Below are 25734 nucleotides of genomic sequence, written 5' to 3'. Positions count from 1 at the left end.
TTTTTCCCGCTCTCTTTCCTCGTCCTCTGTCAAGTTGTTATTTATTGACTTATTATTCAAACGATCCCATGCGGAGGTAGTTTACTTCTGCTTCCGACAGGTAACGCCAGTCTCCGCGACGCAGACCTTTTTTGGTCAGTCCGGCGAAGAACACACGGTCGAGTTTTACTACTTTATAACCCAGTGATTCGAAAATACGGCGAACGATACGGTTCTTTCCGGAGTGAATTTCGATACCTACCTGGTCTTTCTTGAAATCATCTGTATAACTGATCGCATCTGCATGGATTTCACCGTCTTCCAACTGAATACCAGCTGCAATCTGGTCCATATCTGCTTTGGTCAGGTTCTTGTCCAGATGAACATGATAAATTTTCTTCTTCAGGAATTTCGGGTGTGTCAGCTTGGAAGCCAGATCACCGTCATTCGTCAGCAAGAGTACACCAGTCGTGTTACGGTCAAGACGTCCTACGGGATAGATACGTTCGTTGCAAGCGCCTTTCACTAAATCCATTACTGTACGGCGTTCCTGTGGATCATCCGATGTAGTAACCGTATCTTTCGGCTTATTCAACAATACATATACCTTACGTTCGATGCTTACCGGTTCGTCATGGAACTTAACCACATCCGAACGCTTGATCTTTGTACCCAATTCCGTTACTACTTCACCGTTTACAGAAACCACACCTGCTGTGATAAATTCATCAGCCTCGCGACGTGAACAAACACCGGCATTAGCCAAGAACTTATTCAGACGGATCGGTTCATTCGGATCAATAAACTGTTCCTTGTACTCGATCTGCTTCTTTACGCTATACTTAGCATTCGGATCATAATCGCCGGTACGCGGACGAGGACGATAGCCTCCTTGTGAACGGTCATTGTTGTATCTCGGACGATAGCCTCCACCACCGCCACCGTTGTTGCTGCGATAGCCTCCACCACCTTCGCCATTATTAAAACGGGGACGATACGGACGGTCACCACCTTCACGGTTGTAAGAAGGACGTTGAGGACGGTCGCCACCTTCGCCGTTATTAAAGCGGGGACGGTAAGGACGGTCGCCGCCTTCACGGTTGTAAGAAGGACGTTGAGGACGATCACCACCTTCGCCGCTATTGAAACGGGGACGTTGGGGACGGTCATAAGAACCACCTTCACGGTTGTAGGAAGGACGTTGAGGACGATCATAAGAACCACCTTCGCGGTTGTAAGAACGTTGCGGGCGTTCGCCTCCTTCATTATTGTTATTGAAGCGAGGACGATACGGACGATCGCCACCTTCACGATTGTAAGAAGGACGTTGAGGACGATCGCCATAAGAGCGGTCACCATACGAACGCTGCGGGCGTTCGCCTCCTTCATTGTTGGCATTAAATCGCGGGCGATACGGGCGATCCCCGCCTTCACGGTTATAAGAAGGACGATACGGACGTTCTCCACCTTCTCTGTTGTAAGACCTGTTACCATCACGGCCGGCACCTGTATTCTCTTCATTGAAAGAATTTTCGCGCCATTCTTCGTTTTCTGTGCTCATTTTTTTATTCGAATAAAATTAGACTTTGGCCTCACGGCCTATTTAAAAACACGTTTATTATATAAGTAAACAATTAAAGCCCCGTATAAGTATGGGGAGTGATTGCTCTTAACTCTTTTTTAATATCTTCGCTTACATTCAATTCTTCGATAAACTCCTTAATAGAACTTTCTGTAATAGCCTGATTGGTCCGAGTTAAAGCTTTCAAAGCTTCATACGGATGCGGGTAAGCCTCACGGCGCAAAATCGTTTGAATAGCTTCTGCCACTACGCTCCAGCAGTTATCCAAGTCACGATAGATAGCCGGTTCGTTCAGCAACAGTTTACGCAATCCCTTCAAAGAACTCTGAATGGCAATCACGATATGACCGAAAGGCACGCCTACATTACGCAGCACTGTCGAGTCTGTCAAGTCACGCTGCAAACGGGAAACAGGAAGTTTCACAGCCAAATGTTCCAGGATAGACGTTGCTATACCCAGGTTACCTTCCGCATTTTCAAAGTCAATCGGATTCACTTTATGCGGCATGGCACTCGATCCCACTTCTCCGGCTTTAATCTTCTGTTTGAAGTACTCCATAGAGATGTACTGCCAGAAGTCACGATTCATATCGACCATAATCGTATTGATACGCTTCATACTATCAAAAACAGCAGAAAGGTTATCATAGTTCGAAATCTGTGTAGTATATTCTTCACGCTCCAATCCCAGTTTCTCTGCAACAAACCGATTACCGAATTGTTTCCAGTCATATTGAGGATAAGCTATATGATGCGCATTGTAATTTCCGGTAGCACCACCAAACTTAGCGGTAATCGGACATGCCTTCAGCATAGCCAGCTGACGTTCGAGACGGTAAACAAATACCATCACTTCCTTGCCTAAACGAGTAGGAGAAGCCGGTTGGCCGTGAGTTTTGGCAAGCATCGGAATGTTAGCCCATTCTGTTGCATAAGTTTTCAACTGTGCAATCAGTTCTTCAATCAACGGATAGTAGACCTGTTCCAATGCTTCTTTGATAGAAAGAGGAACAGACGTATTGTTAATATCCTGAGAAGTCAGTCCGAAGTGGATAAACTCTTTGTAGTCATCCATTCCGCCCATCTTGTCAAATTCTTCTTTCAGGAAGTATTCTACGGCCTTCACGTCGTGGTTAGTTACACTTTCGATATCTTTAATGCGCTGTGCGTCTGCTTCAGAGAAGTTACGGTAGATATTCCGTAAAGTTTCGTACACATTGCTATCGATTCCTTTTAATTGCGGCAAAGGGAGTTCGCACAAGGTGATAAAGTATTCCACCTCTACCTGTACACGGTATTTAATCAGTGCAAATTCAGAGAAATAAGCTGCCAAAGCTTTAGTTTTGCCTCTATATCGACCATCAATCGGAGATATGGCCGTTAATACATCAAGTTCCATACGTTTTCTTAGATAATTATCAGACTGCAAAATTAACTCTTTTTCCTGAGTTATAGAGCAAAAGGATAGAGAAAGTTTGTATAAAAGCGGTAAGAAATAAAAAAAGTCTCACGAATTGCTTCGCAAGACTTCTTTTTTTTGTGTGGGCGTTGACGGATTCGAACCGCCGACCCTCTGCTTGTAAGGCAGATGCTCTGAACCAGCTGAGCTAAACGCCCTTATAATGAGCCGGAAGTGTTTCGTTTTCTTGTGTGGGCGTTGACGGATTCGAACCGCCGACCCTCTGCTTGTAAGGCAGATGCTCTGAACCAGCTGAGCTAAACGCCCGTACACTTCCGTTTCAAAAGCGATGCAAAGGTACGGCATTTTTTGAATTCTGCAAACATTTCATGTATTATTTTTCAAGAAAGTTTTTGCACAATAAAGAAAAGCTCTGATTATCAACAAATAATACAAAAAAGTTTTTTTTCTCGCAACTTTCACTTCGTCCAGTCCGTCTAATAGATGAAACAAGATAAAGACAATCGCGACTCTTTTTCTATCAATCATCATAAAGAATGAAACGAATCACTACAACCACAGCATTTGTATGCCTGTGCACGCTGCTTTTTGCACAAAACTTGCAATTAAGAGGAAGAGTCGTATCCGGTCAGGAATCGGTCGAATTTGCCAATGTCATTTTACAGACAAAAGATTCCGCTTTTATCTCCGGAGGTGTCACCGACCAACGGGGGCGATTCAGCATGGGGAACTTATCCAAGGGAAATTACCTGCTGCAAATATCCGGAATAGGTTATCAAACACGACAAGTCAGTCTACAGGATTTCACCACAACTCTCGATTTGGGAACTATTTCCATAGACTCCGCCACTATCGCATTGAAGGAGGTCACCGTCACGGCCAATCCGATCATCAACCAGCCCGACCGGAAAATTATATTTCCGACCGCTCATCAGTTGAAAGCATCCACTAACGGGCTTACACTATTACAGCGTTTACAGCTCAATCGGATACAGGTAGATCCGATCCGGCAAACCATCTCTTCTTCCAACCAGGGAGATGTCCAACTGCGTATCAACGGAGCAAAAGCTGAATTACAGGAAATTCTCTCCCTGAAGCCGGAGGATGTAATCCGTATTGAATACCATGATGAGCCCAGCCTACGCTATGGGGATAATGTGGCGGCCATTCTTAACTATATCGTTCGCCGCCATCAAACAGGTGGTTATATAGGAATCAATGCAGATATTCCAATGAGCTGTATTTGGGGCAATAATAATGTCACAGCCAAAATCAATCATAAAAAATCAGAATGGGGGATCAATTACTATGGCGGATACCGCTCATTCAAGAACTATTGGAGAGAGAACTCCGAAACGTTCAATTTCGAAAATGATCCCTCTTTCACACGGGTAGAAGAGGGTATCCCCGACAAAGTAAAAATGCATTGGGATAACTTGACCATGAGTTACAGCTATCAGGAAGAGGAAAAGTGGTTTATCAATGTAGCACTCCGGGGCAATTTCCGAGGAAATAAACAAAATACTCAAAGCACACTATACCCCATTAGCAACCCAGCTAATAGTGTGGAAATGAAAGATTATACAGGTTCGAACAGCAAATCGCCTTCTCTTGATATTTACTTGCAACGCAATCTCAAGCATAATCAAGCGATCATTCTGAACACAGTAGGTACTTATATACATACCTATGATGACCGCACCTATGAAGAGAAAAAACATTCCGATATCGTAACCGACATTTACTCGGCTATCCGGGGAAAGAAATATTCATTTATCGGTGAAGGTATTTATGAGAAAAGATTCACTAATAGTAAGTTCAGTACAGGAATCCGCCATCAGCAGTCGTTGACCGAAAACAGATACGCCGGCACTTCTTCGGCAGAAACACAGATGCAAGAAGCCTATACTTCCACTTATGTCGAGTATAGCTGCAAAGTGAAAAAGTTCAATTACTCATTGGGCTTACAGGGTAGCCGTTCCTGGTTTAATCAAGAAGGAGAAGGCTATCAACAATATTCCTTTCTGCCCCGTCTCCGGTTGACTTACAATTTCTCTGACCATGCCTTCATCCGCTATCAAGGAGATATTTCCAGAAGTACGCCTGCCCTATCCGATTTGAACAATGTAGAACAGTTGATTGACTCTCTGCAAATACGCCGGGGAAATCCGACCCTGAAAATGTCAACCGTCTACAACAACACACTGAATTTTGATTATCGCAAAGGGTTATTTAGCGGTAGCCTCTACCTCTTATATCAATATCAGCGCAAGCCTAATATGGAAGAGACAATCAGAGAGAATGACTTGTTCATTCGCACCATCGCCAACCAACGCAGCTGGCAGAAGCTCAATCCGGAAATAGAAGTAAAGGTAGGACCTTTCAAGGATATTCTTAGCCTGTCCGTAACAACGGGTATCAACTATTTCGATAGCCGCGGGCACAACTATCATCACACTTACACCAACTGGTATTATCGTGCCAGCATCATGGCATCTTACAAAAACTGGAGTTCGTTCTTCGAGATACAAAACCACCGTAATGACTTTTATGGTGAGACACTAAGATACGGAGAGAATTATCATATCTTAGGAATCAACTATCGCTACAAGCAACTGACCGCAGGGATAATGGGGCTTAACCTTTTCAGCGACAACTATAAAGTAGGAAGTGAAAACTTCAATTCATCAGCCCCTTCCAAAAATTGGATGTATATTAAAGAAAGCTCCCGGATGATTGCCGTAAGCATAGCCTGGAACTTCAGTTTCGGACGCAAATACGAGTCTGCCGAAAAACGGCTTCACAATGAGGACAACAACGCAGGCACACTCAAATCCGGGAAATGACTTCCCGGTTGAACCGCTCAAAGCAACCTATTTACGAATCACCCGTGCCGGATTCCCGACTGCAACACTGTCGTCGGGAATATCTTTCGTTACAACGCTCCCCGCTCCTATCACACAACGATTACCAATCGTCACACCGGGACAGATAATAGCGCCGCCACCAATCCAGCAGTCTTCACCAATCGTCACCGGATAAGCATATTCCTTAGAGCCTCTTCTTTCCTGATAATCCATCGGATGATGCGGTGTATAAATCTGCACACAAGGACCAACCAGTGTATGAGCACCAATCGTGATATATCCTCCATCCAAGAAAGTGCAATTGGCATTAACAAACACATGTTCACCCAACTTGATTCCGTCTCCGTGATCGCAATGGAAAGGCGGGCATATAATGGAAGTTTCAGGAATCCCCGGTACCAACTTTTCCAATAATTCCCTATAACCCTCATCGTACGTACTCATTCCCCGCATACGTGCCAATAGCTTTTTGGCATGTTCAAAACGTACCTGCAATTCCGGTGCAGACATATCAGCCAACTGGCTACTACGCATCTTCTCAACTTCCGTCATACCTTATATTTCTTTGCTGTTAGTAAATACAAACTTCTTTTCATTCGAAAGAGATTCGTTAAATTCAAACCCTTCCCAAGAGAAGCTTTTCAGATCCTCCGGATTTTCAATTCGATTCTTCAGAATGAACCGTGTCATTTCACCACGGGACATTTTGATATATATCACTATCGAAGCCAATTTTCCATTCTTCCATACTTGAAATTCGGGAGTGATGACACGCACCTCTTTTTCCACCCGCTTCCAATCAAACAAGCTTTTCATCTCGTCACTGGCCAAATTGCAAAGTATGCCGCCGGCTTTCTTGATGTCTTCAATGAACACATCCGTCAAACGGGACTGCCAATAAGCAAACATCGTCTGATTACCCAGTTCAGGCAGCACTACATCTCCTTCCAACCGATAGGAACGAATAACGTCCAAAGGCCTCAACAGTCCATAACAAAAAGAAGTCAGCCGCAGATGTTCCTGTGCATATTCAAATTCTTCTTTCGAGAAATCTTTTGCATTCAACCGTTTGAACACAATTCCGGTATAAGCCAATAAAGCAGGCAGTTCCGGTGTACCCTCCGCATGAAAAGCCTGATAACGCTTGTAATTCTCCACAGCTATTTTAGCATTCACACGCAACAGACGTTCCAATTCATCCACCGAAAACTGAGACATCAGCAAAGCAACCCCGGCAGCCTCTTTTTGAAATCGTGGAATCGTCTTCAAAGGAACTTTCACCTTTGAAGTTTCACTCATAGTCTTGGCACAAGATAGAAGTACTAACATTGCTAAATCTGATTTTATCTTTTCAAGAAACAAAAGTAAATAATAAAAAGCAAAAAAACATTCTACTAGAGATTTTAAATATTACAAGTTGCTGTCATCTGTCACCCAAAGCCTAATAACACATTGACTATAAACAAGTAAGACTGTGACAGTAAGACGTGACGGCATGGTGACAACACCATTTTCTGTCACCATGCCGTCACACTTTATCAATGCACCCTTCTGCAATAAGACCTTCATCCCTTCGGATGATGAAGACAGGAAACCTTAGTTTAGTTAGTTTCCAGCCACTGAAACTTTAGTTTCTCACTGGTGAAACTCTAGTTCCTCACCGATGAAACTTTAGTTGTACTAAATCCCGCATACGTAATAGCTAAAGTTTCGCTTTCTGCATGCGGGATCGTTTTTTTGTTGTACTTTGGAGTAACAATCAATTTTCCAACAAAAAAACATTTTCATTATGGCAAGTATAATTGAGCGTGCCTGTGACTCTATTCCAGAGTTTAGGCAAAAGTACGAAAAGTTTAGTAAAGAACTTCATGTTCAACAGTATTCTTCGGGTACCATTACCGGTTACTGTCACCAGTTAGCTACGCTTTGTTTCCATTTCAAGAAAGTTCCTGAAGACTTGAGTCAGGAGGAGGTTCGTGATTACTTGAGTTGTCTTTCTTCTGGCAATTCCTGTAAAATCAGTAAGTTCAAGCACACCATTTATAGCCTTCGTTGCTACCGCAAGATGATGTCTCTTTCCGCCTGGCATTTTTCTCTTCCGCGTATCCGCAAGTCCAAGAAGCTCCCTGTCGTTTTTTCGTGCGAGGAGATTCTTCTGTTTCTCTCTAGTTGTGAGGGTCTTCGTTCGCGAGCTATTTTTTCTCTTATTTACTCGTGCGGTCTTCGGGTAAGCGAACTTCGTCATATGCAAATCTCCCATATTGACAGCCGTCGCATGCAAGTGTTGATTTATCAGGGCAAAGGAAAAAAGGACCGGTATGTTCCTTTATCGGCGCAAACCCTGTTGGATTTGCGCGCATACTTTTCCAGATATCAGCCCAAGTTCTATCTCTTTAACAGCACACCGGGGCATCCAATTAGCGAGGAAGTCATCCGCACTTTGTTTCGTGAAGCCGTATTGCTTGCCGGTATCCGTAAACCCTGTACTTTGCATACCCTGCGTCACAGTTACGCCACTCATTTGTTGGAGTTTGGTGAAAACCTCCTACGCATCCGGGATCTTTTGGGGCATACGAACATTACTACAACCATGACTTATCTTCATATAAGCCGGCTTGAGCAAGGTGGAAAGTCCTTTAGTCCACTTGACAGGGTAATAGCTGGAGTGAATCAGCCCCACAAGGATGAGAACGAAGTTTGAAGTTGCGCAGATAATCTCCCGCTTTAAAGCTCTGTTTTATGAGAAATATGCCCCCTGCCCACAAGTTCGCAAAGTTTTTGGCCATCTGGAACAATGCCGTACCGCTGAACTGGGAGGTCATGTGGATGCCTGCCCTGAATGTGGTGCCATACGTGTCAGCTACAACAGCTGCCGCAACCGGCATTGCCCCAAATGTCAGGGAGTGGAACGTGAGTTATGGATACAAGCCCGCAAGGAAGACCTGCTTCCGGTAAAATACTTTCATGTGGTTTTCACTCTGCCCGATGCATTGGATCCGGTATCATTGGGCAACATGAGAACTGTCTACAACTCTCTGTTCAGTGCCGCTTGGGATACTTTGAGCACCTTTGCCCGCAACAAAGGGGTACAGGGGGGAATGATATCCGTACTGCATACCTGGGGAAGTAATTTGCATTATCACCCCCATTTGCATTGCATTGTTCCCTGTGGGGGACTGGACAATAACGGTATGTGGAAGAAACTTTCCTCATCCGGTAAAGAGAGCCCGTTCCTGTTTCCGGTCAAAGCTATGAGCAAGGTGTTCAGAGCTAAATTTATGGCGGCACTCACCAGACAGGCGGATGTCACGCCACAGATCAGAAAGAAGCTATTCCGTACGGAATGGATCGTTTACAGTAAATCGCCTTTTTGTGGAGCGGGCAAAGTGTTGGAATACTTGGGGAGGTACTCACACCGGGTAGCTATCAGTAACAACCGGATTAAGAATGTGACGGACAGGACTGTGACCTTTGATTACAAAGATTACCGGGCGGCAGGTAAGCACAAAGAGCGTGAGCTCACAGGAGAAGAGTTTCTGCATCAATACAGTCTGCATATCCTTCCGCATGGATTTGTACGTATACGCCATTATGGGTTTCTGGCTGGCTGTAACAGGGAGAAACTAAGAAACATACAGATACAGATGGATGTTACGCCTTCTTCAATGAAGAGGGGAAAGAAGATATGGACGGAGGTGTGCAAGCAGAATTGGGAAGAATATAATCTGTGCAAGCATTGTGGAAAGGCACAGATGGTGACTGTAGAGGTATTTGCCCGTACAAGAGCACCACCAAACAGGTTCGAAGCAAAACTTCAAGAATCTGTATTTTAAGCATTTAAAGGATACCTCTGAAATCTAATGGGTGGCGGGGGAAGATTACTAGTGCTTATAGTGAACGGAAACGAAAGAAAAAACGGCAAAAGAAGGAAGAACAAGACTGGAGGAAGCTAGGAAGATGAACAAAAAACACTGAAAAACAAAGAACGAACAAAAATATTAGATTATACGAAAAAGAGAAAAGAGAGATGAATACCCATAATAAGGAGAGCGTACAACAAAGGCTCCAAATGTCCTACGGACACACGGAGCCCTATATCGTTTCACACCGACGAAACTCTAGTTTCGCAGCGCGGAACTATCAGTAGCAAGGCACATAAAAAAAGAACCCTCTCTTTGAACAAGCCAAAGAAAGAGTTCTTTTTATCTAATAAACGACTAAAACAGTTTATTTATATTCCTGCCAGCTCTTGATCTGAATATCACCTAATTTTAATTCGCAGAATGCTTCGATAAAGGCACTTGCCAGACGAGCATTTGTAATCAATGGAATGTTGTGATCGATTGCACCACGACGGATACGATAGCCGTTCGTCAATTCACGCTTACTATGATTCTTCGGAATGTTTACGATCAGGTCAAACTTATGGTCAGCGATCATCTTCATTACATTATTCTGTGCACCAGGTTTCTCATCCGGCCAGTAAACCGGAGTCGCATCTACTCCATGAGCATTCAAAAATGCAGCAGTTCCGGCAGTAGCGTAAATCTGATATCCCTTGGCAAACAGCATACGGCTGGCATCCAGCAAATCCACTTTCGACTTCATAGCACCGGAAGAGAACATTACTGCTCTTTCAGGAATCTTGAATCCGGTAGCGATCATTGCATTCAGCAATGCTTCAGAGAAATCATCACCGATACATCCAACTTCACCTGTAGAAGACATATCCACACCCAATACCGGGTCAGCCTTGTGCAGACGAGAGAAAGAGAACTGAGATGCTTTTACACCAATCCAGTCGATATCAAATGCAGATTTATCCGGACGTGAGTACGGAGCATCCAACATGATGCGGGTAGCTGTTTCGATGAAGTTACGTTTCAGTACTTTAGAAACAAACGGGAAGCTACGAGAAGCACGCAAGTTACATTCGATAACTTTCACTTCGTTGTTACGAGCCAGGAACTGGATATTGAACGGACCGGAGATATTAAGTTCTTTGGCAATCTGACGGCTGATTTTCTTGATACGGCGTGCCGTTGCAAAGTAAATCTTCTGTGCCGGGAATACCAGTGTAGCGTCACCGGAGTGAACACCGGCAAATTCCACGTGTTCGGAAATTGCGTATTCCACCACTTCACCATTCTGGGCAACAGCGTCAAATTCAATTTCTTTTGTATTTTCAAGGAATTGAGAAACAACTACCGGGTATTCTTTAGAAACTTCGGCAGCCATCTTCAGGAAGTTCTCCAATTCTTCATCATCGTAGCAAACATTCATTGCAGCTCCCGAAAGAACATAAGAAGGACGAACCAATACCGGATAGCCTACTTTTTCTACGAATCCTTTCACCTCTTCGAGACTGGTAAGTTCCATCCATGCCGGCTGGTCTATACCCAGTTGGTCAAGCATAGCAGAGAACTTGTTACGGTTTTCAGCACGGTCGATAGAGACCGGAGAAGTACCCAATACAGGAACCGACTGGCGGTAAAGTTTCATAGCCAGGTTGTTCGGAATCTGTCCACCTACAGAGACAATCACACCGCGAGGTTGTTCCAGATCGATTACGTCAAGTACACGTTCGAACGAAAGCTCGTCGAAGTACAGACGGTCGCACATATCATAGTCAGTAGAAACTGTTTCAGGGTTGTAGTTAATCATGATAGATTTGTAACCCAATTTGCGGGCTGTCTGAACGGCATTTACCGAACACCAGTCAAACTCAACCGAGCTACCGATACGGTAAGCACCCGAGCCCAGTACTACTACTGATTTTTCATTCTTATAATAGTTTACATCATAACCTTCTACTGCATAAGTCATATACAGGTAGTTAGTCAGTTCCGGATGTTCGGAAGCGATGGTATTGATACGTTTTACAGCCGGAAGAATACCCAGAGCCTTACGATGAGCACGTACAGCCAGATTTTCTTTCTCCATATTTCCAGTCGGGTTCAATACGAAACGAGCAATCTGGAAGTCAGAGAAACCTAATACTTTCGCTTCACGCATCACGTCAGCCGGAATATCTTCTACCTTATTATAAGCAGACAATTTAGCTTTGTAATCTACGATATTTTTCAGTTTGCCAAGGAACCAGGGATCGATCTTAGTCAGGTCGTGGATACGTTCGATAGTATAACCTTCTTCCATGGCCTGTGCGATAGAGAAGATACGTAAGTCAGTCGGACGGGAAAGTTCTTTATCCAAATCGTCAAAGTGCAGTTCGTCGTTACCTACGAAACCGTGCATACCCTGACCAATCATACGAAGACCTTTCTGGATGATTTCTTCGAAAGAACGACCGATAGACATGATTTCACCTACCGACTTCATGCTTGAACCGATTTCACGAGATACACCGGCAAACTTAGTCAAGTCCCAACGAGGAATCTTACAAATGTAATAGTCAAGTTCAGGAGCTGAATATGCAGAATTCGGAGTACCCATTTCACCGATCTGGTCGAGTGTATAGCCGAGTGCTACTTTAGCAGCAACGAATGCCAACGGATAACCGGTAGCTTTAGACGCCAATGCAGAAGAACGGCTCAAACGGGCATTTACTTCAATCACACGGTAGTCGTCCGTATCAGAGTTGAAAGCATACTGAATGTTACACTCACCCACGATACCGAGGTGACGGATACATTTAGTAGAAAGTTCTTTCAACAGAGTCAGTTCTTTATCATCCAGTGAACAGGTAGGAGCCACTACGATGGATTCACCGGTATGGATACCCAGCGGGTCAAAGTTTTCCATGCTGGCTACTGTGAAGCAATGGTCGTTAGCGTCACGGATCACTTCAAATTCGATTTCTTTCCAGCCTTTCAAAGATTCTTCTACTAGAATCTGTTTAGAGAAAGCAAAGGAACTTTCAGCCAATTTCAGGAATTCTTCTTCGTCGGCACAGATACCGCTACCAAGACCACCCAATGCATAAGCAGAACGTACCATGACAGGATAACCGATTCTGCGTGCAGCAGCAATGGCGTCTTCCATGTTTTCTACTGCCTGGCTAACCGGAGTCTTCATCTCGATTTCGTTCAGTTTCTTCACGAACAAATCACGGTCTTCTGTATACATGATAGCTTCTACCGATGTACCAAGCACCTTTACTCCGTATTTATCAAGAATACCCTGTGTGTAGAGTTCCGCACCGCAGTTCAACGCAGTCTGTCCGCCGAATGCCAGCAAGATACCATCAGGACGTTCTTTCTTGATAATTTCTTCTACAAAATAAGTATTTACGGGAAGGAAATACACTTTATCGGCAATACCTTCAGAAGTCTGAATGGTTGCGATGTTCGGGTTTACCAATACTGAGCTGATACCTTCTTCTTTCAAAGCTTTCAGTGCTTGTGAACCAGAGTAGTCGAACTCTCCGGCTTGTCCGATTTTGAGTGCTCCAGAACCCAAAACGAGAACTTTCTTGATTTCCTTTTCCATTTCTTTTGTTGTTATAATAAGTTGTTATTTCTAAGTTCGTCCATAAAAAAAATGCGTTACCCTCAAAAAAGGATTAACGCATTACCAAAGAACTAAAATATCGTTTTTGGAGAAAAGAGAAGAAGTCTGCCGTTTCCGGGTGCAAAACATCCGAATGTAGATAATACTTACTTCTGATTTCCTGTTGATTCATTGTTAATTTCAAAATTTGTGCAAAGTAACGACATATTTTGCACATGACAAAAAGAAACGTTCACTTTTTTACCGAAATAGTCTACCACGTTAATGAAACGGTTGTTTTTCCATTGGCTTTTTTAATGAATACTTTCTTGTCATAGTAAGCACAAATCATGAAGTAACTGCATTTTGATGTATCTTTCAGTTTTTATCCTTATCTTTGTCGCCATTATATAATAAGGTAATAAAATATGGGAAAAGAAAAAATCATATTGACGGGCGACCGTCCTACCGGAAGACTTCATATCGGTCACTATGTAGGCTCGTTGAAACGCAGAGTTGACCTGCAAAATGCAGGTGATTATAGCAAGATGTTTATCTTCATTGCCGATTCGCAGGCATTGACAGACAATATAGACAATCCGGAAAAGGTGCGTCAGAATGTAATTGAAGTAGCCCTTGACTATCTGGCTTGTGGCATAGATCCGTCTAAAGCTACCATCTTCATACAGTCGCAAATTCCGGAATTATGCGAGCTTAGTTTCTATTATATGGACCTTGTAAGCGTATCCCGCCTGCAACGTAACCCGACTGTGAAATCGGAAATCCAGATGCGTAACTTTGAAGCAAGTATTCCCGTAGGTTTCTTCACTTATCCTATCAGCCAGGCAGCGGACATCACAGCATTCCGTGCAACAACTGTCCCTGTGGGTGAAGACCAGGAACCAATGCTTGAACAGGCTCGTGAAATCGTTCGCCGTTTCAACTATATATATGGTGAGACATTGGTAGAACCGGAAATCCTGTTGCCGGACAATGCAGCCTGCCTGCGTCTTCCGGGAACTGACGGTAAAGCTAAAATGAGTAAATCACTCGGAAACTGTATCTACCTTTCGGAAGAACCGGAAGAAATCCAGAAGAAGATTATGAGTATGTATACCGATCCGGGACATCTCCGTGTACAAGACCCGGGAAAGATTGAAGGTAACACCGTATTCACTTACCTTGACGCTTTCTGCCTCCCCGAACATTTCGAACGCTACTTACCGGATTATCCGAATCTGGCAGAATTGAAAGCACATTATCAACGCGGCGGACTGGGCGACGTAAAAGTGAAACGTTTCCTGAATTCTATTATGCAAGAAATACTCGAACCGATTCGTAACCGTCGTAAAGAGTTCAGCAAAGATATTCCGGCTATCTATGACATGCTTCAGCAAGGATGCGAAGTAGCCAGAGCTGCTGCTGCCGAGACTTTGGCAGATGTGAAAAAAGCAATGAAGATTAATTATTTCGATGACAAGGAGTTAATCGAGGAACAGGTAAAACGTTTCTCACAAGAATAAGGAAGTTTGCATAAAAACGTATCATATAAAGTAAAGGCTGCCTACTCTAAGAAAGAATGGCAGCCTTTATTATAATATATAATTTAAGATTTAGCTAACTTCATCTTCATCATTCTTGAATAATACATCCTTTAATTTCTGATAAAGGAATGAAAGTATCAGTAATATCAGTCCGAGAATGATGAATACAATGATCTTACCGATAGTAGGCATTGCCCACAAATCATCAAATACAAGTTTAAGCAGAACGATTCCAAAAGTCGAAAGGCTTATCATGCGCATGACTTTCTGATGCAAACGCATCCCTAGTCCCATCTGAACAAATCCGGCAATGCTTAATGAAAGCGAAAGTCCGGCACTGAAATCATCCACTCCTACCTGCCAAAGGAAAGAGCGTACCATTGTCACCCAAAGAAGAGTGACCAGAATATTGAGATAAATAGTGAAACGACTCTTGATGCCGATTAATAGATAGTATTGGCGTGCCACATAGTATATATTCGCTATTACAAATGCTGCCGTGAACCATCGCAGTACAACAGGCACAAAAGCCATGTTCTCCCATTGATCTCCCCATATATTTATGATGTATACAAGCGTATTTATCCCAATAGCTAACATATAGAAAGTCAGATATTGGGTGATCGGGAATCGTTTTCTAAAAGCATAACAAACACTCGAAATGGCAATGGCAGTAAACAAGAACATTGCTCCGCTCCTCGTAGCTCCCTCAAAATGCAGATGGAATTCCATCATAAATGTATAATAAAGTATGGCTACAGAGACAAAAAGCATGAAAGGATTCCAGAAACCATATTTCAGTTGACGGGCTGTAGAGAAGAATGGTCTATAATACCCTATCAACAGAGCAAATGCTCCCGTAGCCAGCCCTACAAACAAAGAGGTGGCAAATGAACTGTTCAGGAAAATAGTGCTGACAGCATGATGCTCATGCATTACTACATTATATATATCCATCAGGTAAGAAATAAAGGTGAGTCCCACCAGTATCCTTGCCGCATATTCATATACCCGGATTCTCGACTTGATATAAAGCCATAATAATAACACCATTTCTGACGCCCAAACTAATGTTATATAGTTTCCATCCAACTGAATCGGAACGGTAATAGAGACAAATGTCAACACAAGCCCCAGAGTGGTATACACCAGGAATTTATAGTCTTTCCGGCTCTTCCATAACCAAAGCACCAGTCCTAAATTAACAAGAGCAATGAACAGGCTCAACAAACCGCTTGCTTTGAAAGACCATCCCATATTCCGCAAGAACAAAGCTCCCGAAAGCAGATAAATAAAGTTATTCGTTATAATGACGAATACCAGTCCCCGACTCATTGTTCGCATATCTTCCCCACGAAGAATGGAGAACACCGGAAGCAGAAAGATAAAATAAAACAGAGTGGTAAACAAAAACAAGTGTCCCGAAATAACTGTAGAACTGGAGGTATAGCTAAATAAAAGAAAGATTCCCATTATCAGCCAGGTAAAGACAAATGAGATAATCGGAAGATCACCCCACTTCTTATAAATGGAAAGTCCAAACATACCGAGATTCAGGATACTTACATAAGTGAACAGTACCAGATAACTTCCCTCTCCACTGCTTACGATGAAAGGTGCAAGAAATCCTCCGACAAGTGAAATGATAGCCAGTTCACGCCGATTGTACACCACAGACAGAACAGACATAAATACAGTGACGCCTATCAGAATGATAAACGCCATAGTCTGCGAGAAGATATGATAATAATGGAATGCAATGGCAACCGTAAGATAGAATACAGCAAAAGCGCCACCCGCAAGTAACGAGCTAAATGTACGATATTTCTTTTGCAACCGTTCGGCAACGGCCAGCAATACAGCTCCCGTCAGGAAACCAAGTACGGTACGGAAAGTCTCATTGATCCAATTCTTATCAATAGCATACTTCACAAAGAAGCCTACACCGATGACGAATATAAGGATACCGATCTTTCCGAAGAGATTCTCACCGATGAACTTCTCATAGTTCACTTGTTTCTTTTGTCTTGAAACAGCCGGAGCAACCGGGATAACCGGAACAGTCGGAGATTTAGCAGATTCTTTTCGAACAGCCTCAACACAAATTTCTTCCAATTCTGTTTCAACTGTCTTTTCAGGTGTTTCTTCCAGTGCCTCACGGACTGTTTCAATAACCGATTCTTGTTTTTCCTGAACAACTGTCCCTTGTTGTGCAGCCTTGACTACCGTGACATGCTCTGTCATTTGAGACATCAAAGGAACAGCTTCTGTTTCTTTTACTAATATTTCCTCTTTAGGTTTATGCTCTTCAGTAGTCATCTTTTGCTGAACCTTGAGATAATCTTCCATCCGTTTCTTTATCTCATTCAATTCCTTTTCTATTTTCCCGAAGCGATTATCCAATCTACTCAATAGAACAAATAGCATAACTAAAACAAGTAGCGCATATACAGTATTAAAATCGTCCATAATATCCCAGATTTAAGTTCGATATCACAAATATAGATAATAATTAATAGCCTCAATCAATTGTTATTAAATTATTTAGATTATCTCAACAATATAAGCTTACATCAATTACACAAATCAGACTACAGATCTCAAAATCTGAAGATAGAATCGCCCTTCACCTTTATCCCAGACTCCCGATGAATAAAGAGTTTAATGGGTGAATGGCGACTCTTACACCAGTCTTTCACTTTGCTTTGTATGCAATATCATTATAGCTAATCAGAATACCATTATAGCTAACAGGAATATGCTAATAGCAAAAAACAATATGCTAATAGATTATTTTTTTCATTGGGATGATTAAAAAAAACATTGCAGTGTTTTCTGCAATTAATGCAATGATTTTAGAAAACACTATAATAATATTTTTTTGATATGTAATGTGATGAACACAGTAATGAAAAGGACTCCCTTCACCCACAAACAGTGTATTCATCGAGAGTTCAGAAGAAAGGTGAAGGGGATGAAAAAATTAGTTCTTTGCAGAAGAAATGCAGAGTACCCTTATCAATGCTCTAAAGCACAGCTTTAGGTAGGCTAAAGCTATGCTTTCCGTTCCCTAAAGCTATGCTTTTTCAAGCTAAAAACAACCTATATTTATAATCAGCGAAAGCGTTTTCATATACCAATCAAGTATAGAATCAAAAGTTCACAAGTTTGTGAACTTCACATATTACAACTCGCATTCACATTCTCCACCAAACTAATAAAAAGGCAGCTGAAAGCGAAGATACCTTATTTCAGGATTCGCTTTCAGCCGCCTTCTCTCTTTCAGCAGGCGATCACAAAGAATCGCCGAATACTGAAATTATATGATTACTGTGCTGATTCGACCAATACTACACGGTTCAGAATCGGTTGACCGAATTTGTCAACACCACCACCGGCTGCAACTTTCAATCTATCGGCAGAGATGCCATACTTCTTAACGAGCAGGTCTTTAACAACTTGTGCACGTTCCAAACTCAACTTCTGGTTGAAAGCCGGAGTACCTGTTGCAGAGTCTGCATATCCGTTGATTGTGTATGTAGCGTTCGGAGATTCTTTTATCTTGCTGGCAAGATATGACAAGTTCATTTCTTCCTGCGGAGACAATTTATCAGAACCGATCTTGAAGAATACAGTACGTGGAGCAATGTTAGTATCTGTTATAACAACTTCTTCAGTATCTTCTACTTCAACCGGTTGTTGTGCATTTGCCAACTGCTGTTGTAATTGCATATTAGCTGCTGCCATTGCATTCATCTGGTTACGCATCTGGTTCAATTCAAGTTCAGAGATAATCTGTGGAACCGGACGTTGGAATCCGCGAGTTGGGAAATAATAAGTTACACCAATAGTAGCACCTAAGATACCATCGTAGTCAGGTTTACCTGCGTGCTCTCCGTCAAACTTGCCTTCCAGACCTGTTGCACTCAATTCCAGATTCAAGTCAACAGCATTCGACAAACGGAAGCGGTTGATAATACCTGCATTGAAAGTAGCGGAGTTAGTGTGAGGACGAGAATAAGCATGAGCCCAACCGGCACCAATATAAGGGATAATTTCATATACACGGTTCGGATTGTATCCACCGAAAAGTGCATTCAGGTTAATCATCAAATCACCATGTAAGTTCATGTAGTCCCATCTTTGTTTGTAAGAACCATCTTCTCTCGGACCGCCAACCACATAATTAGCATTTTCGCTGGTGGTGAATCCTTTGGCTTGTAATCCGCTGTACTGCAAACGCAATCCGAATCCCGGAGTTACCCATTTACCAACAGACACGTTAAATGTGGGAGCAACACGATCTCTGAACTTACCGATATGGTCATTGTTTCCATACAATACCTGGGCACCTCCTCCTACAGAGAAGAACCAGTTACTCCAGAAAGGATTAGTTATTACTTGATATTTATCTTGCACCTGAATCACTTCGTATTCAGTTACAGTCATTGTCTGCTGCGCAGAAGCGACAGACGCAACGCCGGCAAATGCCAGCAACATCAGAATCTTTTTCATATACCTAATAGTTAAGTGGTTATTTAAATCTTTTTCTTTGTTGAACTATTTAAATAACACGAACTGAACTAAAAGGTTTTAGGAAAAGATGAATTTATTTGTTTTATTTGAATAATCTTTCGATGTCCTCCTCCTTAATGGTTGTCAAAACGGTTTTCCCATCGGGTGTGTAATTCGGTGAGGGACAGGCAAAAAGGTTGTCTACAAGGCTTACCATTTCTTCATTACTCAACACCTGTCCGTAGACAATAGCCGCTGCCCGCGCCAATGTGATTGCCAGAATATTTTGGATTTCTTCCTTAACGTCATTCCCTTTTTCCATCGCTGTATGTAGCATATTACGCACCAGTTCAACCGGATTCAGTCCTTCAATACCCGAAGGGATGCCATTGATGGCATAGCTACCGCCTCCCAGATTGCTCAAATCGAAGCCGACTGCCGACAAATCATCCATAATGCTTTGAAGAACAGCAGCTTCTGAAGCCGGTAATTGTAAGATTTCCGGGAAGAGAACGCCCTGAGATACTCCCTGTTTCTGTTGAATCTGTACCATATAGCGATCAAAAAGCACCCGTATGTGTGCCCGGTGTTGATCGATTAGCATCAGACCCGATTTAACTGAAGTCAAAATAAACCGCCCTTTAAACTGCAAATGCTGATTTCCTTTTTCCATCACCGGTTCGTTGGCATACAAAGTAGAAGAAGCGGCGGATGTCACCGTCTCTATCTTTTCTTCCACGAAGGCCGGTTCGCCTCCAATAGAAGAATCCTCCCAATCCATTTCGGGTTCCGGCTGCGGATTATTCATCTTACTGGCTTTTGTCAGCCCTCCGTACAAATCCTCCCATTCTACTTTCGAGCGACTATACGATCCGCCACCACCGCCACCGGTAGAGACTTTAAACGGATTATAATCTGTATTATAATGCACCTTCGGAGGTTCGGAAGATATCTTTTCCTCAAATGCCGGAATATCAGGCATATCCTCCGTATCAAAATCAATGGAAGGGATAGCACTGAACTTACCCAACGATTCCTTAACGGATGCTGAAAGTATCTGCCAGATGGCCTGCTCATTCTCAAACTTGATCTCGGTCTTTGTCGGGTGAATATTCACATCAATATTAGCCGGATCTACATCAAAATAGATAAAATAGGAAATCTGTTCACCGGCGGGAATCAACTGCTCATAAGCCTCCATGACTGCCTTATGAAAATAAGGATGGCGCATATAACGTCCATTGACAAAGAAATACTGATGGGCTCCTTTCTTACGGGCAGTCTCCGGTTTGGCTACGTATCCGGAGATTTTCACCATGGTAGTGTTCACGTCTATATTCAGTAATTGCTGGTTGAGCTTCTTACCGAAAATAGCAAGAATACGCTGACGTAACTGTGATACCGGAAGATTGAAGAGCTCCGAATCATTACTATACAGCGAAAAGGCAACTTCCGGATGCACCAAAGCGATACGCTCAAATTCGGCAAGGATGTTGCTCAATTCAGTGGAATTAGCCTTTAAAAATTTACGACGGGCAGGCACATTAAAGAACAGGTTCTTTACAGAGAAGTTACTTCCTTTAGAACAGGATATAGCCTCCTGGCTCTCCACTTGAGAACCCGCAATCACCAGTTTCGTTCCCAGTTCTTCCGATTCCGGACGCGTCTTCAGTTCTACCTGCGCCACTGCTGCGATGGATGCCAATGCTTCCCCACGAAATCCCATGGTACGCAAAGCAAACAAGTCCGCAGCTTCCCGTATCTTGGAAGTAGCATGCCGCTCAAAAGAGAGACGGGCATCCGTTTCGGACATTCCTTTTCCATCATCAATCACCTGAATACAGGTTTTACCCGCATCAGTCACTAACACATGTATATTTTGCGCATCTGCATCAATCGCATTCTCCACTAGCTCCTTGATAACAGATGCCGGACGTTGTATCACTTCACCGGCAGCAATCTGGTTAGCTACCGAATCAGGTAACAAATGAATGATATCGCTCATACTTCGTAAATTAACAATTAAAAACTCCAGCTTCCTGTTGCTAAATAATGCCACAGATAGAGAAGGAAGGCAATGATTATCAGTATGATTCCGAAAGAAACCGGTTTGCGACCACTTGCTTTTCTTCTTTTCAAATGTGTAGTACCTTCGACGAATTTACCGCGAATATCTTCCGGATTAAATTCTTTCTCCGGTAGCATCCCCAAGTCACGTTTGGCGTTCTCCTCCATCTTAGCGAGCTTTTCTTTCCGCTCGTCTACATAAATGTATTGATGATTAAAGCCCCGGGGCTTTCTCATTGAGTTAAACATTCCCATACTACTTCATATTTATTAAGTTTCGCTTTTCTGTCTTTGGTCGCCGGTCGGTAGTCGGCTTCAATGTTTCTCCCGCACGCTTGCTGCGCCAGTTGAAAATATCGTCCTTATTTAGCGGACGGACATAGTCGAACCAGGCAAAAGTAGGAAGACGCAGTTTATCAGGCGGTATCTGGTCCATCGGATACATCGTTCCGTTGGATTTACCGATAAAAAGTCCTTTTTCCATTCTCTTATCCTTCATATAAAGATGCAGCATACTACCTTCCAGACAATTAAATCCGGTCATCGTACTGTCTTTCTCTTCAGGATAAAAAGCTGTCAGCACATTACCGATCACTTCAATATGGCGCATATCTCCATTAACGAAATAGGCTTTCATCTCCTTGCCGGACACTTGATTATAGTGAATAGAGTCTTTCATCTCCACTGTCAACGCCTGGTTGATAATGTGCGCCCAGTCAATCGTACTGTCATTCATATAAATCTTGATCTGCTCACCAAGCAGTTGCTGTCCATCATTCCAAAGAATAGGGTCAGTATACATGGTCATACAAGAATCTTTCGAATTATAGACCAGTGAGTCACATACTCCCTGAACATCTGTACGATACATACGTACTTTATGGTAAGCCTTCATCAACCGGTACAAAGAATCGGTATTCAGATTATAGGACACCATCTGCAAAGTATCCCCATGCATATAAAGACTGTCTCCCTGTGAATAATCGATAGCAACAGCACGTTTTGTTGCAAACGCGGAGTCCGTCAATTCATTATAGAAACAATAATCGCCCGTCAGCATATTCTTATTGATGGAGTCTGTCATCTTCACATTATCGAATGCTTCTCCGTAACCGATTACCCGGTCATAGAACAGACTGTCACCTACAAGTTTCTTCCCCTGATTGGTCAGGACCGAACGGTCCAACAATTCCGCTTGTTCGGTCAATGTGTTATAGAATCCCCGTTCCGAATAGATATGATTATTATCACTGACAATATTGGAAGGTCCGAGAATCACTGCTATTTTGTTTTCAGTATTATACCTCAATGTATCGGAGGTCAACACAAACTTAGGGTTCACCAACTTCACATCATGGTTGAATACCGACTGTTTCGTTGCAGGGCTATATTCGCCCCAGTCGGAGGTCAGTACATTCTCTTCATCCATCAAAGTTCCCCCCTCGAAATAATATCCGAGATCGTAGAGACGGTCGTAGTTCAAACTGTCCGTCAACAGGGTCGTGTTCCGGTTAATCATCTTCACATTTTCACGAAGTTGAGCAATTTGCGTCATTCCGTCATAATAAAGATAATCACCATAGATGAACAAGGTGTCTCCCTGTTCCATACGCACATTGCTGAAGGCTTCTACGGAGTTGGTTTTCTCAAAAATCAGTGCACTGTCACAGTACATATACATACTGTCATGGCGCAACTTCACGTTACCAATCAACACCTGCACATCCGGACGTGCCAGCTTATCCGCCTGTCCTTCGTCAGCATGAAGCAAGTAAACTTTGGTCTTTTTATTCTCCGGTTGCTTCTTGTTGTCCGATTGTTTCTTATTACCCGCCGGCGTTTTGGTTTTGGGAGCCGTCTTAGACGTATCCGCAGTCGATTTTGTCGAAGTCCCTGCCGTGGGGTTCTGTCCCGTCGGCCTCACTTGTGCCACAAGACATACACCAAACAGGCATAGAAAGCCTATAAGGAGCCATCTATGCCTGTCTTGTTGTTTATTTTTCTTATTCTTTTTCAGCATATAAAGTCAAAGCAAGGTTATATCAGTCATTCTTGACCCAACCCGGATACTTGAAGTCACACTTCTGCCAGTTTTCGTTGATGCGTACATAAGTGTGTTTTTGCTTGTTCAGAATCCATTTCTGCAACACCTCTTCGCGACGTTTATCCATTACGATTTCTTTTAGATCCTGATAGTCTTCCGCGATGGTTGCCTTATGACCATTGATTTTGGTTTTCAATTTCACGATAGCGCATACTTCTTTTCCATCTTTCTCATTAATCATTGTAAAAGCTTTGGAAATCTCGCCAACATTCATCTTATCCACTACCTTAGCAACGTCTTGAGGAAGATCCTGCATCTGGAACTTAGAAGTAGTGATACCTGAATGTTCATTGATGTTCACCATGATACCGTGATTGTTACGGGTATCCTTATCTTGTGAGATAACGGCAGCCGCATCATCAAATGTGAATTTGTTAGCACGAATATCATCTGCAATAGAATCCAGACGGGCACAAGCCTCGGTCAGTTCTTTTTCCGATACTTTCGGACGCAACAGGATATGGCGGGTATTAACACGGTCACCACGCTTCTCAATCAACTGGATTATATGGAAACCAAATTCCGATTCTACAATTTTGGAAACTTTCTTCGGGTCCTGCAAGCTGAATGCCACATTCGCATAAGCGGGGTCCATCATACCACGTCCCATAAATCCACATTCACCACCTTTAATGGCAGAAGCCTTATCTTCAGAATACAAACGTGCCAATGTAGAGAAGTCGATTTCTCCTTTTGTCACACGATCCGTATAATCACGCAGTGTCCTCTTTACATCCTCGATTTCCGAAACGGGTATTTTAGGTTGCAAAGTAATAATCTGCACTTCCACCTGTGTAGGAATGTAAGGGATACTATCCTGTGGAAGGTCTTTGAAGTAACGGCGTACTTCTGCCGGAGTCACTTTGATATCTCCTGCCAGTTTCTGCTGCATCTTCTGAACCGTCAATCCGTCACGTGCATTATCACGCAAAGTTTCACGAATCTGGGTGGATGTTTTATTGAAATACTCCTCCATTTTCTCTCTGGAACCGATCTGCTGGATGTACATATTGGTCATCATATCCACACGCTGGATGATTTCCGCTTCGGAAACCTCGATACTGTCCAACTTTGCCTGATGCAGGAATAACTTCTGCACAGCAATCTCTTCAGGAATTACACAATAAGGATCGCCTTCGAATCTGCGTCCATTATACAAGGCATCCATACGGGCCTCTTCTACATCTGATTTTAAAATAGCTTCGTCACCTACTACCCAAACTACTTCATCAACCACATTATCTTGTGCATAGGTTGCCACATTAGCAAATATTGCCAGGACAAGGGTAACAACAAATCTAAAGTTCACAAACTTCTTCATTCTTTGTATTTAATAATTATATATAATCTTCTTCTTACTTACCGCCTGCTGATACAAGTCGTTCTTTACCTGTTCCATAAAGCTCACCCGTTTCTGATTTACCAGTAAGTCTTTCACTTCCGAACGGGCAAATTCATACGGTTTCTCCTCACCAACTCCGCGATAATCGCTCACATTCAGGAAATAATAATAAGCCGTATCTTTCAATTCTACCTGACGGTGTTTGTTTACGTACTCTTCCGGTGCCTCTACTTTCAACGGAATCATGTCCAGGACATCGGTCACGGACACCCATTTATCATAGAAATATTCATATTTCACCGCATTCTGCAAACTATATTTTTCCAGGCTCTCGATAGCATCCTGTTTTTCCGACTTATACCATCTGCGCACATTGTTCAACTGGGGAGCTGTCAACGGCACTTTAATAAACAATCCCTTAATCAACGGACTTTCCAGTTTAAACAATTCCTTGTTTTTGCCGTAATACTCTGCTATCTCGTGTTCGGAAATATCATTCGTCAACTTCTGGTTAATCAACTCCTGCTGATAAGTATGCATTATCAACGCTTTCCGATAATTCTCCACCAGCTTGTCTACATCCACATTATCGGGGATATTGTTCGCAGCTTTCTCATACAATAAAATCTCTTCCGCCCAACTACGAATATAGTGCTCGGTGAAGAGAATGCTATCATCTTTTGACAATCCGACCGGAAGCACGGACATCAAATCTTCTTTATATAAAAAGTTACCGTCCACCTCTACTAAAGGAGTCTTTCCTTTGTGGTCGTGCTGTTCCTTGCACGCTCCACAACCAAGAAGGGTAATCAGTAAGAGGACTAATATTCGCATCGGCAACTAAAATCTACTTATTTAAGGTACG

At 42.8% G+C, this 25734-nt stretch carries 17 protein-coding genes and 2 tRNA genes; 5 read left to right on the top strand and 14 right to left on the bottom strand.

The genetic code is table 11. The annotated features are described in order from the left end of the window. Positions 1-52: 52 nt before the first annotated feature. From H8796_RS09805 to H8796_RS09790, 4 genes are all read right to left on the bottom strand, one after another. The gene (locus H8796_RS09805) at positions 53-1540 is read right to left on the bottom strand and encodes a pseudouridine synthase (RefSeq protein ID WP_117934610.1); all 1488 of its coding nucleotides are present in this window, start codon (positions 1538-1540) and stop codon (positions 53-55) included. 73 nt (positions 1541-1613) lie between these two features. Further along, entirely contained in the window at positions 1614-2960 is a 1347-nt protein-coding gene (gene purB / locus H8796_RS09800; RefSeq protein ID WP_004324678.1) for an adenylosuccinate lyase, read from the bottom strand. 143 nt (positions 2961-3103) lie between these two features. Then, a tRNA-Val gene (locus H8796_RS09795) sits at positions 3104-3178 on the bottom strand. Positions 3179-3212: 34 nt separating this feature from the next. Next, positions 3213-3287, bottom strand: a tRNA-Val gene (locus H8796_RS09790). Between the two features lie 230 nt (positions 3288-3517). On the opposite strand from H8796_RS09790, the gene H8796_RS09785 reads away from it, so the two are divergent. Continuing rightward, positions 3518-5827, top strand: a complete 2310-nt coding sequence (locus H8796_RS09785; RefSeq protein ID WP_117934613.1) for a TonB-dependent receptor — start codon at positions 3518-3520, stop codon at positions 5825-5827. 27 nt (positions 5828-5854) lie between these two features. Here H8796_RS09785 and H8796_RS09780 read toward each other — a convergent pair whose 3' ends face one another. Both H8796_RS09780 and yaaA read right to left on the bottom strand, forming a co-directional pair. Next, on the bottom strand, positions 5855-6400 hold the full coding sequence (locus H8796_RS09780; RefSeq protein ID WP_004324674.1) for a sugar O-acetyltransferase: 546 nt from the start codon (positions 6398-6400) through the stop codon (positions 5855-5857). A 3-nt stretch (positions 6401-6403) separates the two neighbouring features. Further along, positions 6404-7177, bottom strand: coding sequence for a peroxide stress protein YaaA (gene yaaA / locus H8796_RS09775; protein ID WP_117934616.1), 774 nt, complete (start codon positions 7175-7177; stop codon positions 6404-6406). Between the two features lie 145 nt (positions 7178-7322). Here yaaA and H8796_RS25395 point away from each other — a divergent pair, with 145 nt between their 5' ends. From H8796_RS25395 to H8796_RS09765, 3 genes are all read left to right on the top strand, one after another. Then, positions 7323-7448, top strand: a complete 126-nt coding sequence (locus H8796_RS25395; RefSeq protein WP_255421530.1) for a hypothetical protein — start codon at positions 7323-7325, stop codon at positions 7446-7448. A 189-nt stretch (positions 7449-7637) separates the two neighbouring features. Then, entirely contained in the window at positions 7638-8549 is a 912-nt protein-coding gene (locus H8796_RS09770) for a tyrosine-type recombinase/integrase (protein ID WP_187343853.1), read from the top strand. Next, complete coding sequence (locus tag H8796_RS09765) at positions 8533-9681, top strand: IS91 family transposase (RefSeq protein ID WP_187343852.1); 1149 nt, start codon at positions 8533-8535, stop codon at positions 9679-9681. The genes H8796_RS09770 and H8796_RS09765 overlap by 17 nt, the downstream gene beginning before the upstream one ends. Positions 9682-10075: 394 nt before the next feature. On the opposite strand, the gene carB is transcribed toward H8796_RS09765, so the two are convergent. After that, a complete protein-coding gene (carB, locus tag H8796_RS09760) occupies positions 10076-13297 on the bottom strand; it encodes a carbamoyl-phosphate synthase (glutamine-hydrolyzing) large subunit (RefSeq protein ID WP_117938022.1) in 3222 nt (1073 codons plus the stop codon). Positions 13298-13725: 428 nt separating this feature from the next. Between carB and trpS the strand changes: the two genes are divergently transcribed. After that, positions 13726-14820 (top strand): tryptophan--tRNA ligase, encoded by a 1095-nt coding sequence (gene trpS, locus H8796_RS09755; RefSeq protein ID WP_004297181.1) that lies wholly within the window; start codon positions 13726-13728, stop codon positions 14818-14820. 90 nt (positions 14821-14910) lie between these two features. Here trpS and H8796_RS09750 read toward each other — a convergent pair whose 3' ends face one another. From H8796_RS09750 to H8796_RS09720, 7 genes are all read right to left on the bottom strand, one after another. Beyond that, a complete protein-coding gene (locus H8796_RS09750) occupies positions 14911-17310 on the bottom strand; it encodes a DUF2339 domain-containing protein (RefSeq protein WP_117938020.1) in 2400 nt (799 codons plus the stop codon). A gap of 858 nt (positions 17311-18168) precedes the next feature. Further along, positions 18169-19356 carry an OmpA family protein gene (locus H8796_RS09745; RefSeq protein WP_004305595.1) on the bottom strand — a complete coding sequence of 396 codons (1188 nt, stop codon included), beginning with the start codon at positions 19354-19356 and terminating at the stop codon, positions 18169-18171. Positions 19357-19459: 103 nt separating this feature from the next. Next, positions 19460-21361 (bottom strand): DNA mismatch repair endonuclease MutL, encoded by a 1902-nt coding sequence (mutL, locus tag H8796_RS09740; protein WP_117938018.1) that lies wholly within the window; start codon positions 21359-21361, stop codon positions 19460-19462. Positions 21362-21378: 17 nt separating this feature from the next. Continuing rightward, a complete protein-coding gene (locus H8796_RS09735; protein WP_004297174.1) occupies positions 21379-21678 on the bottom strand; it encodes a hypothetical protein in 300 nt (99 codons plus the stop codon). Between the two features lies 1 nt (position 21679). Next, the gene (locus H8796_RS09730; RefSeq protein ID WP_117938016.1) at positions 21680-23443 is read right to left on the bottom strand and encodes an OstA-like protein; all 1764 of its coding nucleotides are present in this window, start codon (positions 23441-23443) and stop codon (positions 21680-21682) included. 22 nt (positions 23444-23465) lie between these two features. Then, the gene (locus H8796_RS09725) at positions 23466-24848 is read right to left on the bottom strand and encodes a peptidylprolyl isomerase (RefSeq protein WP_004297172.1); all 1383 of its coding nucleotides are present in this window, start codon (positions 24846-24848) and stop codon (positions 23466-23468) included. Positions 24849-24857: 9 nt separating this feature from the next. Beyond that, a complete protein-coding gene (locus H8796_RS09720) occupies positions 24858-25703 on the bottom strand; it encodes a hypothetical protein (protein WP_004324661.1) in 846 nt (281 codons plus the stop codon). Between the last annotated feature and the right edge of the window lie 31 nt (positions 25704-25734).

It is taken from the genome of Bacteroides sp. M10 (assembly GCF_014334015.1).
Lineage (GTDB): Bacteria > Bacteroidota > Bacteroidia > Bacteroidales > Bacteroidaceae > Bacteroides > Bacteroides intestinigallinarum.
The sequence above is the reverse complement of the archived record's forward strand: the minus strand, read 5'-3'. Positions and strand labels throughout refer to the sequence as shown.